2 protein-coding genes are annotated in these 15,119 nt (G+C 74.4%); both read left to right on the top strand.

The genetic code is table 11. The annotated features are described in order from the left end of the window. Positions 1–4,416: type I polyketide synthase (locus tag ACF089_RS35140; RefSeq protein WP_392036066.1), on the top strand; the 4,416-nt coding region annotated here is incomplete at its 5' end. Positions 4,417–4,679: 263 nt separating this feature from the next. Then, a complete protein-coding gene (locus ACF089_RS35145) occupies positions 4,680–15,116 on the top strand; it encodes a type I polyketide synthase (RefSeq protein ID WP_392036069.1) in 10,437 nt (3,478 codons plus the stop codon). Positions 15,117–15,119 lie beyond the last annotated feature (3 nt).

Consider the following 15,119-nt stretch of genomic DNA (forward strand, 5'->3'; position numbering starts at 1 on the left):
CCGGCGGTCACGGTCGACACGGCGTGTTCGGCGTCGCTGGTGGCGCTGCACTGGGCGGTCCAGGCGCTGCGCAGCGGTGAGTGCGAGATGGCGCTCGCCGGTGGTGTGACGGTGATGTCGTCGCCGGGTGCGTACATCGACTTCAGCCGTCAGCGGGGTCTGGCCGAGGACGGCCGGATCAAGGCGTTCGCCGCCGGTGCGGACGGTACGGGCTGGGGTGAGGGCGTCGGCATGCTCCTGGTGGAGCGGCTCTCCGACGCGCGGGCCAAGGGCCACCCGGTCCTGGCGATCGTCCGGGGCTCGGCGATCAACCAGGACGGCGCGAGCAACGGACTCACCGCGCCCAACGGCCCCTCTCAGCAGCGGGTCATCCGCCAGGCCCTCGCCAACGCGGGTCTCTCCGCTGGGGAGATCGACGCGGTGGAGGCGCACGGCACGGGAACGAAGCTCGGCGATCCGATCGAGGCCCAGGCCCTGCTGGCCACCTATGGCCGGGAGCGCGAGGAGGACGAGCCGCTGTGGCTCGGCTCGATCAAGTCGAATATCGGTCATACGCAGGCCGCGGCGGGTGTCGCGGGTGTGATGAAGATGGTGCTGGCGATGCAGCACGGGGTGCTTCCGCAGACTCTGCATGTCGATGAGCCGACTCCGCATGTGGACTGGTCGGCGGGCGATATCGCGCTGCTGACCGAGGCGGTGGAGTGGCCGGAGACGGGGCGTCCGCGTCGGGCGGGTGTGTCGTCGTTCGGGTTCAGCGGAACGAACGCGCATACGGTGCTGGAGCAGGCGCCGCCCGCTGCGGAGCCCTCGGAGCCCTCGGAGCCCTCGGAGCCCTCGGAGCCCTCGGAGGCTGCGGAGCTTTCGGAGGCTTCGGAGTCTGCGGGTTCGGGTCGGTCGGTGTCGGCGGGTGTGGTGCCGTGGGTGCTGTCGGCGAAGAGCGATGCGGCGTTGGGCGGCCAGGCGGAGCGGCTGCGGGAGCGGCTGGTGTCCGGACCGGCCCTGGAGTCGGCGGATGTGGCCTTCTCGCTGGCGACGTCGCGGGCGGCGCTGGAGCGCCGCGCGGTGGTGATCGCATCGGAGCGGGACGGGTTCCTGGCGGCGCTGGAGGCACTGGCCTCCGGCGGACAGGCCCCGGGCCTGGTCACGGGCACGGCCACCGACGGCGCTCTCGCCTTCCTCTTCACCGGCCAGGGCAGCCAGCGGACCGGTATGGGCGCCGAGCTGTACGCGACCTATCCCGTGTTCGCGGACGCGCTCGACGCGGTCTGCGCGCACCTGGACGCGCACCTCGACACGCCGCTGAAGGAAGCGCTGTTCTCCTCCGAGAGCGGTGCTCTCGACCAGACCGCCTACACCCAGCCCGCCCTCTTCGCCATCGAGGTCGCCCTGTTCCGGCTCCTCGAAGCCTGGGGTGTCCGTCCCGACTTCCTCTCCGGTCACTCGATCGGTGAGATCGCCGCCGCTCATGTCGCCGGGATCTTCTCCCTGGCCGACGCCTGCACCCTGGTCGCCGCGCGCGGACGGCTCATGCAGGCCCTCCCGACCGGCGGCGTGATGATCGCCGTCCAGGCCGCCGAGGACGAGGTACTGCCTCACCTCACCGACCGGGTCAGCATCGCCGCGATCAACGGCCCCCGGTCGGTCGTCGTCGCGGGCGACGAGGACGCCGCCCTCGCGGTCGTCGCCCACTTCGCCGACCGCAAGACCAAGCGGCTCACGGTCAGCCACGCGTTCCACTCGCCGCACATGGACGGCATGCTGGACGCCTTCCGCCAGGTCGCCGAGGGACTCGCGTACGAGACCGAGACGCCCCGCATCCCGGTGGTCTCCAACCTCACCGGCGCGCTCGTCACCGACGAGATGTCGTCCGCCGACTTCTGGGTCCGGCACGTCCGCGAAGCCGTCCGCTTCCTCGACGGCATCCGCGCCCTGGAGACCGCAGGCGTCACCTCGTACGTCGAACTCGGCCCGGACGGAATCCTCTCCGCCCTCGCCCAGGAGTGCGCGGAGACCGGGACCTTCATCCCCGTACTCCGCGCAGGCCGCCCGGAGGCCGAGACGGCGGTCACCGCGCTCGCGCATCTGCACACCCGTGGCACCGCCGTCGACTGGGAGGCGTACCTCTCCGGCACCGGGGCCCGGCGCGTGGATCTGCCGACGTACGCCTTCCAGCGGAAGCGCTACTGGCTGGAGGAGGAGACCCCGGTCGCCGCGGCCGCCGGCGAGAGCGGTGACAGCGGTCTCGGCGCGGTGGACGCGCAGTTCTGGGAGGCGGTCGACAACGCCGACCTCTCGGCGCTCACCGGCACTCTCGACATCGACGCGGACCAGCCGCTCAGCGCGCTGATGCCCGCGCTGTCCGCCTGGCGGCGGGAGCGCCGGGAGCGGTCGGCGGTGGACGGCCGCCGCTACCGGGTCACCTGGAAGCCGGTCGCCGACGCGGTCGTCGCGCGGCCGTCGGGCACCTGGCTCGTCGTGAGGACGGAGAGCGGTACGGCCGGCCTTCCCGAGATCGCGGCGGCGCTCACGGCCGGGGGCGCGGACGTACGGGAAGTGGTGCTCGACGAGGCCGACGCGGACCGCGCGGCGGTGGCCGGGCGGCTCGCCGAGGCGCTCGCGGGCGACAGCGCCGACGGCGTCCTGTCCCTGCTCGCACTCGCCGAGCACCCGCATCCGGCCCACCCCTCGGTGCCCGCGGGACTGCTGCTGACCGGGGCGCTCGTCCAGGCGCTCGGGGACACGGAGGCCGGGGCCCCGCTGTGGTGCCTCACCTCCGGAGCCGTGACGACCAGCTCGTCCGACCGGATCAGGAGCGCCGCGCAGGCCCAGATCTGGGGCCTCGGCCGGGTCATCGCCCTGGAGCACCCCGAGCGCTGGGGCGGGCTGGTGGACCTGCCCGCCGCCCTGGACGACCGGGCTGTGGAACGTGCCCTCGCGGCCCTCGCGGGCGCCGGGGACGAGGACCAGCTCGCGGTGCGTTCGGCGGGTCTCCTCGTCCGGCGCATCGCGCACGCCCCGGCGGCCACGGCCACCGGCGGCGGCACGGAGGCGGCCGGCCGGGCCCCCTGGCGGCCCCGGGGCACCGTACTCGTCACCGGCGGCACGGGCGCGCTCGGCGCGCATGTGGCCCGCTGGCTCGCCGAGCACGGCGCGGAGCATGTGGTCCTCGCCGGACGCCGGGGGCCGGGAGCACCCGGCGCGGAGGCGCTGATCGCGGAGATATCCGCGCACGGCGCCCGCGCCACGGCCGTCGCCTGCGACGTGACCGACCGGGACGCCGTCTCCGCGCTGCTCGCGCGGATCGCCGACGACACGGAGGCGAGCGGGAGCCCCCTCACCGCCGTCTTCCACACGGCGGGCGCGGGCCAGTTCGCACCGCTCGCCGAGACCCGGCCCGAGGACGTCGCCGATGTCGTCGCCGCCAAGACGCTGGGCGCGGCACACCTGGACGAACTGCTCGCCGGCGCCGAGCTGGACGCCTTCGTCCTGTTCTCCTCCATCGCCGGCGTGTGGGGCAGCGGGGGCCAGGGCGCGTACGCCGCCGCCAACGCCCACCTCGACGCGCTGGCCCACCAGCGGCGCGGGCGCGGACTCACCGCCACCTCCGTGGCCTGGGGCCCGTGGGCGCAGGGCGGCCTCGTCGCCGACGACGAGGCGGCCGAACAACTGCGCCGCCGCGGACTGCCCGTCATGTCGCCGCGGTCCTCGATCGTCGCCCTCCAGCAGGCGCTGGACGGCGACGAGACGGCCCTCACGGTCGCGGACGTCGACTGGGACCTGTTCGTCCCGGCCTTCACCGCCGCCCGGCCGCGCCCGCTGATCGCCGACCTTCCCGAGGCGCGCCGCGTGCTCGCCGCCGAGCGGGAGGAGAGCCGAACGGCCGCCGAGGACACGGCCGGATTCGAGGCGGAGCTGAGGGGACTGACCGGTCCCGAGGCGGAACGGGCGGTGCTCGACCTCGTCCGGGCCGAGGTCGCCGTCGTCCTCGGGTACGAGGAGGCCGCCACGATCGAGGCGGGGCGCGCCTTCAAGGAGCTGGGCTTCGACTCGCTCACGGCCGTCGAGCTGCGCAACCGGCTCAAGTCCGCCACCGGACTGCGGCTGCCGGCCACCCTGGTCTTCGACTACCCGACGACCGCCGCGCTGGCCGCCCATGTCCGCGCCGAACTCCTCGGCGAGGAGACCGAACAGCGGCTGCCGGCGCTCGCGGAGATCGACAAGCTGGAATTCCTGCTCACGTCGGTGCCGGACGACACCACGGAACGGGCCCGAGTCACCGCACGGCTCGAAGCACTGCTCCAGAACTGGAACAAGGCGGAACGAGCGGCCATCGGAGAGGACGAAGAGCTGGAAATCGAGTCGGCGTCCGCCGACGACCTCTTCGACATCATCAACAACGAATTCGGAAAATCCTGACCTGATGACCGATCCGATGGTCGATCCCATGCCTGACCGCGCGTCTCGCCGCATGTCCCGCCGAGATGCTCACCGTGCGCCTGAACTCGTGCCTGGAAACGTGCCTGGAAACGTGTCCGGCCACGCGTACGGCCGCCTGCACGACCGCGTGCCTGACCTGCACGACCACAAGCCCGCCCCGCACGCCCGCGTGCCCGAATCGATGAGCGACTCCGTGCCCGCACATATTCCGTTTCCGTACTTCCCCAGGGGGTGACGTTCCAGTGGCCAGCGCGAACGAAGAAAAGCTTCTCGAAAACCTGAAGTGGATGACCACTGAACTGCGCCGGGCTCGCCGCCGCCTCCAGGAGGTCGAGGCGGACGCCCAGGAGCCGATCGCGATCGTCGCGATGAGCTGCCGTTTCCCGGGCGGGGTGCGCTCTCCCGAGGAATTGTGGCGACTGGTCGAATCGGGCGGTGACGCCATCACCGGATTTCCCGTCGACCGGGGCTGGGACATCGAATCGTCGGCCGATCCGGATCCCGACCGGAAAGGCACGTTCTACAACACCGGCGGGGGATTCCTGGACGGCGCGACCGCGTTCGACCCCGGGTTCTTCGGCATCTCGCCGCGTGAGGCGCTCGCGATGGACCCGCAGCAGCGCCAGCTCCTGGAGACCTCGTGGGAGGTCTTCGAGCGGGCGGGCGTCGACCCCGCCTCGCTGCGGGGAAGCCGTACCGGCGTCTACGTCGGCGCGGGGGCCATGGGCTACGGAGCCGACCTCAAGGAGGTTCCCGAAGGGCTCGAAGGACTCCTGCTGACCGGCGGGGCCACCAGCGTCCTGTCCGGCCGGATCAGCTACGTCTTCGGACTTGAGGGCCCCGCCGCCACGATCGACACGGCGTGCTCCTCCTCCCTCGTCGCCCTGCACCTCGCCACCCAGGCCCTGCGCCAGGGAGAGTGCGCGCTCGCCCTGGTCGGCGGCGTCTGCGTGATGCCCACGCCCGACGTCTTCGTCGAGTTCAGCCGTCAGCGCGGGCTCTCCGCCGACGGCCGCTGCAAGTCCTTCGCCGAGGCCGCCGACGGCACCGGCTGGTCCGAGGGCGTCGGCGTCCTGCTGGTCGAGCGGCTCTCCGACGCGCGCAGGAACGGCCACCAGGTCCTGGCGGTCGTGCGCGGCTCGGCCGTCAACCAGGACGGCGCGAGCAACGGTCTCACCGCCCCCAACGGGCCCGCCCAGCAGCGCGTCATCCGCCAGGCGCTGGAGAACGCCCGGCTGTCGGCCGCCGAGGTCGACGCCGTCGAGGCGCACGGCACCGGCACCACCCTCGGCGACCCCATCGAGGCCCAGGCGCTGCTCGCGACCTACGGCCAGGACCGCCCGGCCGGCCGCCCGCTGCGCCTCGGCTCGCTCAAGTCCAACCTGGGCCACACCCAGGCCGCCGCCGGAGTCGCGGGCATCATCAAGACCGTCATGGCCATGCGCCACGGCATCCTGCCCAAGTCCCTCCACATCGACCGGCCCACCCCCGACGTCGACTGGGCGTCGGGCGACGTCGAACTCCTCACCGAGGCGATGCCCTGGCCCGAGACGGGCGCGCCGCGCCGCGCCGCCGTCTCCGCGTTCGGCGTCAGCGGCACCAACGCCCACACCGTGATCGAACAGGCCCCGGAACCGGACGAGGAGCCCGCGGCGGAGGCCGCCGCCCCGCCCGCCGCCGAGCCGGCCGTACTGCCGTGGACGCTGTCCGGCCGGACCGCGCCCGCGCTGCGCGCCCAGGCCGCCCGCCTGCTGACCGCCCACGGCCCCGGCGGCGCGGGCGAGCGTCCTCTCGACGTCGGCCACTCGCTCGCCGTCACCCGCGCCGCGCTGGAACACCGCGCCGTACTCCTCGGCCGCTCCGAGGCCGACATCGCCACGGCGCTCACCGCCCTCGCCGAGGGCGAGTCGGCGGACGGTCTGGTGACCGGCACGGCGACCGAGCAGCGCGTGGCGTTCCTGTTTACGGGGCAGGGGAGTCAGCGGCCGGGAATGGGTGCCGAACTGTACGAGGCGTATCCGGTGTTCGCGTCGGCGCTGGACGAGGTGTGCGCCGGTTTCGAGCTGCCGTTGAAGGAAGCGCTGTTCTCTTCCGAGAGCGGTGCTCTCGATGAGACGTCGTACACGCAGCCCGCGCTGTTCGCGGTCGAGGTGGCGCTCTTCCGGCTCCTCGAAGCGTGCGGTGTACGACCGGACTTCCTCTCCGGTCATTCGATCGGTGAGATCGCGGCCGCGCATGTCGCCGGGGTGTTTTCTCTCCAGGACGCCTGCACGCTGGTCGCCGCGCGCGGCCGTCTGATGCAGGCCCTGCCCACCGGCGGGGTGATGATCGCCGTCCAGGCGACTGAGGACGAGATCCTTCCGCTGCTCACCGACCGGGTGAGCATCGCCGCGATCAACGGCCCCCGGTCGGTCGTCGTCGCGGGCGACGAGGATGCCGCCCTGGCGGTCGTCGCGCACTTCGCCGACCGCAAGTCCAAGCGGCTCACGGTGAGCCACGCGTTCCACTCGCCGCACATGGACGGCATGCTCGACGCCTTCCGCGAGGTCGCCGAAGGACTCACGTACCAGGCCCCGGCCATCCCGCTCGTCTCCAACCTCACCGGCGCGCTCGTCACCGACGAGATGTCGAACGCCGGCTTCTGGGTCCGCCATGTCCGTGAGGCCGTCCGCTTCCTGGACGGCGTGCGCGCCCTGGAGGCCGCCGGGGTCACCTCGTACGTCGAACTCGGCCCGGACGGGATCCTCTCCGCCCTCGCCCAGGAGTGCGCGGAGACCGGGACCTTCATCCCCGTACTCCGCGCCGGCCGCCCGGAGTCCGAGACGCTGACGGACGCTCTGGCGCGCGCCCACGTCCAGGGTGCGGCGGTGGACTGGGAGGCGTACTACGCCGGGACCGGCGCGCGGCGCGTGGAGCTGCCGACGTACGCCTTCCAGCACGAGCGCTACTGGCTGGAGCCCGGCGCCGGCGGCGTCGGCGATGTCAGCGGGGCCGGGCTCGACCCGGCCGCGCATCCGTTCCTCGGGGCGGCCGTCACCCCGGCCGGCTCCGACAGCGTGCTGTTCACCGGTCGGCTCTCGCTCCGCACCCACCCGTGGCTCGGCGACCACACCGTGGCCGGTACGGCCGTGCTCACCGGCGCGGCGTTCGTGGAGCTGGCGGTGCGCGCCGGGGACGAGGCGGGATGCCGGCACCTCGAAGAGCTGATCCTCGACGCGCCGCTGTCGCTGCCGACGGAAGGAGCCGTCAGGCTCCAGGTCCTCGTCGGCGGGGCCGACGACAGCGGGCGGCGCGCCGTCACCGTCTCCTCCCGCCCCGAGACCGCGCCCGCGGACGGCCCCTGGGCCCGCCATGCCCATGGCATCCTCGCGGTCACCGGGCCGGCCGCGCCGTTCGACCTGGCGCAGTGGCCGCCCGCAGGGGCCGAGGCGGTGGACATCGCGAGCCTGTACGCGGACGACGCGCCGGACGCGGACGACCGCACCGGTACGGCCGTGGGCGCCGAGCGCGGCGCGCTGTTCCGCGCGGTGGAGTCCGTCTGGCGGCACGGGGACGACCTCTACGCCGAGGTGCGCCTCCCCGAAGGCGGCCCGCAGGGCACGGACTTCGGTCTGCACCCCGTACTGCTCGACGCGGCCGCGCATGTGGCGGCCGTCGTCCCGGACCCCGAACGGAACGCCTCCGGGGGACGGAACGCCGTTCCCGGCGTCTGGTCCGACGTGACCCTGCACGCCGTCGGGGCCGGTGCCCTGCGCGTACGGATACGTTCCGCCGCAGACGGCGCCCTCGCCCTCGAACTCGCCGACGACCTCGGCGAACCCGTGGCGCGCGTGGGAGCCCTGACCCTGCGGCCGATCGCGGCGGCGGAGCCCGCCGACACCGCACCCGTCCTCTCGCACGACTCGCTCTACCAGCTCGACTGGACCGCCCTGCCCGCCGCCGCCGAGGGTCTGGCGACGACCTCGGGAAGCCGGGCCGTGCTGGGCTCCACCGCCTTCGGCCCGGCCGCCCGGTACGCCGACCTGGCCGCGCTCGGCGAGGCCGTCGACGCGGGCGCGCCCGTACCCGGGCATGTCATCGTTCCGCTCGCTCCGGAGGCCGACGGCAAGGGGGCGGAGGCGCTGCGTACGGCCGCGCACCGGGCGCTCGCCCTCGTACGGTCCTGGCTGGCCGACGAGCGGTTCGCCGCCTCGAAGCTCGTCGTCGTGACCCGGGGCGCGGTCGCCGGGCCGGGCGAGGGCGTCGACAACCTGCCGCACGCGGCGGTGTGGGGCCTGGTGCGCTCGGCGGAGACCGAAAACCCCGGCCGCTTCGTCCTGGCCGACCTGGCCCAGGGCGCGAACGAGACCGGGGACGCGCAGGCTCGGCCCCTTCCCGCAGCCCTCGCCCCCGACCCCGACTCCGACTCAGCTCGCGCCACCGTCCCCGCTCCCGCCCCCGCCCTCGTCACGGCTCTCGACTCCGGCCTCGCCTCGGGCGAGCCGGAGCTGCTGCTGAGCCCCGGCGGCGTACGCGTGCCCAGGCTGAACCGCGCCCGTACGGAGACCGGCGCCGTCACGCCCCTCGACCCGGACGGGACCGTCCTGATCACCGGCGGCTCCGGCCATCTCGCCGGGATCGTCGCCCGTCACCTCGCGACCGCTCACGGCGCGCGCCGTCTGCTGCTGCTGAGCCGTCGGGGCGGCGACGCCCCCGGCGCGGCCGAGCGCACGGCGGAACTCGCCGAGCTGGGCGCAGACGTCAACTGGGCCGCCTGCGACGCGTCCGACCGGGACGCGCTCGCCGCCGTACTCGCGGCGATCCCCGCCGAGCATCCGCTGACCGCCGTCGTCCACACCGCCGGAGTCCTCGACGACGGAATCGTCGAATCCCTCACCCCCGAGCGGCTCGACACCGTCCTGCGGCCCAAGGCCGACGCCGCCCTCCACCTGCACGAACTCACCCGCGAACGCCCCCTCTCCGCCTTCGTGCTCTTCTCCGCGATCGCCGGGACGCTCGGCAGCGCGGGCCAGGCCGGCTACGCCGCCGCCAACGTCGCCCTGGACGCCCTCGCCCAGCACCGGCACGCCCTCGGCCTGCCCGCCACCTCGCTCGCCTGGGGCCTGTGGGCCGACGGCGGAATGGGCGGCGGACTGGACGAGGACCAGCTGCGGCGGATGGCACGGCACGGCATGGGCGCGCTCTCCGCCGCCGACGGCATGCTGCTGCTCGACGCCGCGCTCGCGGCCGACCGGCCCGTCCTCGTCCCCGCGCGGCTCGACCTCGCCGCGCTCCGCACCGCCGACGGCCCGGTCGCCCCGGTGTTCCGGGCGCTCCTCGGCCCGGGCGGCCGCCGCGCCGCGCGGACCCGGGCCGACGGCGGCGCGCCCCTGGCCGAGCGGCTGAGCCGGCTCACCGCCCCCGAGCGGGACCGGGCGCTGCTCGACCTCGTACGCACCCACGTCGCCGCCGTGCTCGGCCACGCGTCGGCCGAGCGGATCGAGCCGGACCGGGCCTTCAAGGACCTCGGCTTCGACTCGCTCACCGCCGTCGAGCTGCGCAACCGGCTGAACGCCGCCACCGGCCTGCGGCTGGCCACGACCCTCGTCTTCGACCACCCGACGCCCACCGCGCTCGTACGACTGCTCCACGCCGAACTCATCGGCGACGACGCCCCGGCCGCCGTGACCGAGTTGTCGGCGGCCGCCCCGGCCGACGAGCCCATCGCGATCGTCGCGATGAGCTGCCGCTACCCGGGCGGCGTCCGCTCGCCCGAGGAGCTGTGGAAGCTCGTGGAGGCCGGCGGCGACGCCATCTCAGGCCTCCCCGGCAACCGGGGATGGGACACCGGCGAGCTGTACGACGCCGAGGGCCGCCGGGCCTTCCAGGGCGGATTCCTGTACGACGCCGACACCTTCGACGCCGACTTCTTCGGGATCTCGCCGCGCGAGGCGCTGGCCATGGACCCGCAGCAGCGGCTGCTCCTCGAAACGTCCTGGGAGACGATCGAACGGGCGGGCATCGACCCGTCCACCCTGCGCGGCAGCAGGGCCGGGGTGTTCGTCGGCGCCGCGTACAGCGGATACGACGCACAGCTGGAGCACGCCGGGACCGACGACGTCCTCGGCCATGTGATGACCGGGAACGCGGGCAGCGTCATGTCCGGCCGCGTCTCCTACGCGCTGGGCCTGGAGGGCCCGGCGGTCACCGTCGACACGGCGTGTTCCTCGTCGCTGGTCGCGCTGCACTGGGCGATCCAGGCGCTGCGCGGCGGCGAGTGCGACATGGCGCTCGCGGGCGGCGTGACGGTGATGTCCACGCCCGGCACCTTCGGCGAGTTCAGCCGGCAGGGCGGTCTCTCGCCCGACGGCCGCTGCAAGGCGTTCGCGTCGGCGGCCGACGGTACGGGCTGGTCCGAGGGCGTCGGCATGCTGCTCGTGGAGCGGCTCTCCGACGCGCGCGCCAAGGGACACCCGGTCCTCGCCGTGGTCCGCGGCTCGGCGGTCAACCAGGACGGCGCGAGCAACGGTCTCACCGCTCCGAACGGACCCGCGCAGCAGCGGGTGATCCGGCAGGCGCTGGCCAGTGCCGGTCTGTCGGCGACCGATGTGGACGCGGTGGAGGCGCACGGTACGGGGACGAGGCTCGGGGACCCGATCGAGGCGCAGGCACTGCTCGCCGTGTACGGCCAGGACCGGCCCGAGGGCCGGCCGCTGCTGCTGGGTTCGATCAAGTCCAACATCGGCCACACGCAGGCCGCGGCCGGTGTCGCGGGCATCATCAAGATGGTGCAGGCGATGCGCCACGGGGTGCTGCCGAAGACCCTGCACGTGGACGAGCCCTCGTCCCATGTGGACTGGTCGGCGGGCGAGGTCGCCCTGTTGACGGAGGCCGCCGCGTGGCCGGTCGCCGAGCGGCCCTGGCGCGCCGGGATCTCGTCGTTCGGCATCAGCGGCACCAACGCGCACACCATCATCGAGCAGGCCCCGGAGGCCGCCGCCCGGCCGGTCGCCGCCGAGCCCGCGGGCTCCCTGCCGTATCTGCTCTCCGGCAAGAGTGCGGACGCCCTCCGCGCGCAGGCCGGTCAGCTTCTGTCGGCGATCTCGTCCGAGTCCGAGGCCGAGCCCGAGTCTGAGTCCGAGATCGAGAAGGCCGAGTCCGAGCCTGGGTCCGAGGCCGACGGCTTCCGGGGTGTCGGGCTCCGGGGCATCGACCTCGCCCACTCCCTGGCGACCGGCCGCGCCGCTCTCGACCACCGCGCGGCGATCCTGGCCGACGACCGCTCCGGCCTGACACGTGCGCTCGCGGCCCTCGCCGCAGGTGAGGACGCGCCTGGCCTGACGCGGAACACGGTCTCCGGCGGGCGGCTCGCGTTCCTGTTCACGGGGCAGGGGAGTCAGCGGCCGGGGATGGGCGCTGAGCTGTATGAGGCGTATCCGGTGTTCGCGTCGGCGCTGGACGAGGTGTGCGCCGGTTTCGATCTGCCGTTGAAGGAAGCGCTGTTCTCGTCCGAGAGCGGTGCTCTCGATGAGACGTCGTACACCCAGCCCGCGCTGTTCGCGATCGAGGTGGCGCTGTTCCGGCTGCTCGAAGCCTGGGGCGTACGACCGGACTTCCTCTCCGGTCATTCGATCGGTGAGATCGCGGCCGCGCATGTGGCCGGGGTGTTCTCGCTGGCCGATGCCTGCACGCTGGTGGCCGCTCGTGGCCGTCTGATGCAGGCGCTGCCGACCGGCGGGGTGATGATCGCCGTACAGGCGTCCGAGGAGGAAGTCCTTCCGCTGCTGACCGAGCGGGTCAGCGTCGCCGCCGTCAACGGTCCGCAGTCGGTCGTCGTCGCGGGTGACGAGGACGCGGCCCTCGCGGTGCTCGGCCACTTCGCGGACCGCAAGTCCAAGCGGCTCACGGTCAGCCATGCGTTCCACTCGCCGCACATGGACGGCATGCTCGCCGACTTCCGCAAGGTCGCCGAGGGGCTCACGTACGCCGAGCCGGCCGTTCCCGTCGTCTCGAATCTGACCGGCGCGCTGGTCACCGACGAGATGTCGTCCGCCGACTTCTGGGTCCGGCACGTCCGCGAGGGCGTCCGCTTCCTGGACGGCGTACGCGCTCTCGAAGCCGCCGGGGTCACCTCGTACCTGGAACTCGGCCCGGACGGAATCCTCTCCGCCCTCGCCCAGGAGTGCGTCACCGAGACCGCCGCCTTCGTCCCCGTACTCCGAGCCGCCCGCCCGGAGACCGAGACCGTCGCCGCCGCGCTCGCCCACGTACACACCCGTGGCACCGCCGTCGACTGGACGGCGTACTACGCCGGCACCGGCGCGCGGCGCGTCGATCTGCCGACGTACGCCTTCCAGCGCACGCGCCACTGGCCCGAGCCCGCCGCCGCCCCGCGCGGCCCGGTGGCCGGAGCCGACGGCGGCGAGGTGGACGCACGGTTCTGGGACGCGGTCGAACGCGCCGACCTCGGGTCGCTCGCGGGCGGTCCCGAGTTCGACGGGGACCAGCCGCTGAGCGCCGCGCTGCCCGCGCTCTCGGCCTGGCGGCGCGATCAGCGCGCCCGGTCGCTGGCGGACGCCCGCCGTTACCGGATCAGCTGGCAGCCGTGGGCGGGGGCCGAGCGGGGCAAGCCCGCCGGGACCTGGCTGGTGGCGCTGCCCGCGCCGTACGCGGACGATCCATGGGTCCGGGCCCTGACCGGCCGGATGAGCGACGGCGGCGCGCGGCTCGTACCGCTCCCGCTCGACGCGGCCCACGGCGACCCCGCCGTACTGGGCGCGCTCCTGGCCGAACGGCTGCGCGAGGCTTCGGGCGACGGCGTGCCGGCGGTCGCCGGCGTCCTCTCGCTGCTGGCGCTGGACGAGCGGCCGCACCCCGAGCACCCCGGCGTACCCGTCGGACTCGCGCTCACCTCCGCACTCGCCTCCGCACTCGCCTCGGCACCGGCCCAAGCGATGTCGGCGCCCCTGTGGTGCGTCACCCGTGACGCCGTCGCCGTCGACGGTTCCGATGCGCTCGGCGGCAGCGCGCAGGCGCAGATCTGGGGCCTCGGCCGAGTGATCGCGCTGGAGCACCCCGAGCGCTGGGGCGGTCTTCTCGACACCCCCACGACCTGCGACGACCGCGCCCTCGACCGGATCATGGCAGTGCTCTCGGCCACCGGATCACAGGCGGGGGCCGGGGCGGGTACGGACGGCGACGAGGACCATATCGCGATCCGCGGCGCGGGAGCCTTCGTACGCCGGCTGGTGCGCGCCGCCGAGCAGGGCGGCCCGTCCTCCGGCTGGACCCCGCGCGGCACGGTCCTCATCACCGGCGGCACCGGAGCGCTCGGCCGTCACACGGCGCGCCGGCTCGCCGAGCGGGGCGCGGAGCACCTCGTGCTCGTCAGCCGCCGGGGCGCCGAAGCGCCCGGCGCCGCCGAGATCGAGGCCGAGCTGTCCGCGCTCGGAGCGTCCGTCACCCTCGCGGCCTGCGACGTCGCCGACCGGGCCGCGCTCGAAGCGCTCGTCGGACGGCTCGCCGCCGACAACACCCCGGTACGCGCCGTGATCCACGCCGCCGGAGTCTCCCAACCGCCCGGCACCGGAACGGACCTGCCCGGCTTCGCCCGGGTCGTGGCCGCGAAGACGGCCGGGGCGATCCACCTCGACGCGCTCTTCGGCACACCGGACTCGCTCGACGCCTTCGTCCTCTTCTCGTCCATCGCGGGCGTCTGGGGCAGCGGCGGCCAGGGCGCGTACGCGGCGGCCAACGCCTTCCTCGACACCCTCGCCGAACGGCGCAGGGCCCGCGGTCTCACCGCCACGGCCGTCGCGTGGGGGCCGTGGGCCGACGGCGGCATGGCCGCCGAGGGCGACGCGGAGGAGCAGCTGCGCCGCCGGGGCCTGCCGCCCATGGACCCGGCGGCGAACCTGCTGGCGCTGGAGCGCGCGATCGGCGGCCCGGACGCCGCGCTGACCGTCGCGGACGTCGACTGGGCGCGCTTCGCACCCGCCTTCACCGCGGCCCGGCCCCGCCCGCTCATCGGCGAACTGCCCGAGGTGCGGGAAGCCCTGCGCGGCGGCCCCGCCGCCGAAGCAAGCGCCGACGACACCGGCCCGGCCGTACTCCGGCGGCTCTCGGAGCTGCCGGCCGGAGACCGCGAGGAGGCCCTGCTCGACCTCGTACGCCAGTACGCGGCCGCCGCGCTCGGTCACGCCTCCGCCGACGCGGTCGCGGCCGACCGGGCCTTCAAGGACCTCGGCTTCGACTCGCTCACCGCGATCGAACTGCGCGATCGCCTCGGCGGCGCGTGCGAGCTGCGGCTGCCGTCCAGCCTGGTGTTCGACCACCCCAGCCCCCGGGCCCTCGCCAGGCATCTGCTGCACACCCTCTTCCCCCGGACGTCGAACGCCGACGACATCGCCGGACCGGACCTCGGCGGCGACCCGCAGGAGGCGGAGCTGCGCCGGACGCTGGCCGCCATCCCCCTCGGCCGGATCCGTCAGGCCGGACTGCTGGACACCCTCCTCCGGCTCGCCGGACCCGACACCACCCCGGCCGCCACTGCCGCGAGCCCGGCCGACGAAGGCGAGTCCATCGACACGATGGACCTCGAAGACCTCCTCGGCCTGGCCCTCGACGGCATCGGCGACCTCGACGATCCCGGCGATTTCGACGGGCTCGGCGGCCCGGACAACGACAGCAACCGTTCCTGACGC

The sequence above is a fragment of the Streptomyces sp. NPDC014894 genome, assembly GCF_043080985.1.
In the GTDB taxonomy this organism is placed as follows: domain Bacteria; phylum Actinomycetota; class Actinomycetes; order Streptomycetales; family Streptomycetaceae; genus Streptomyces.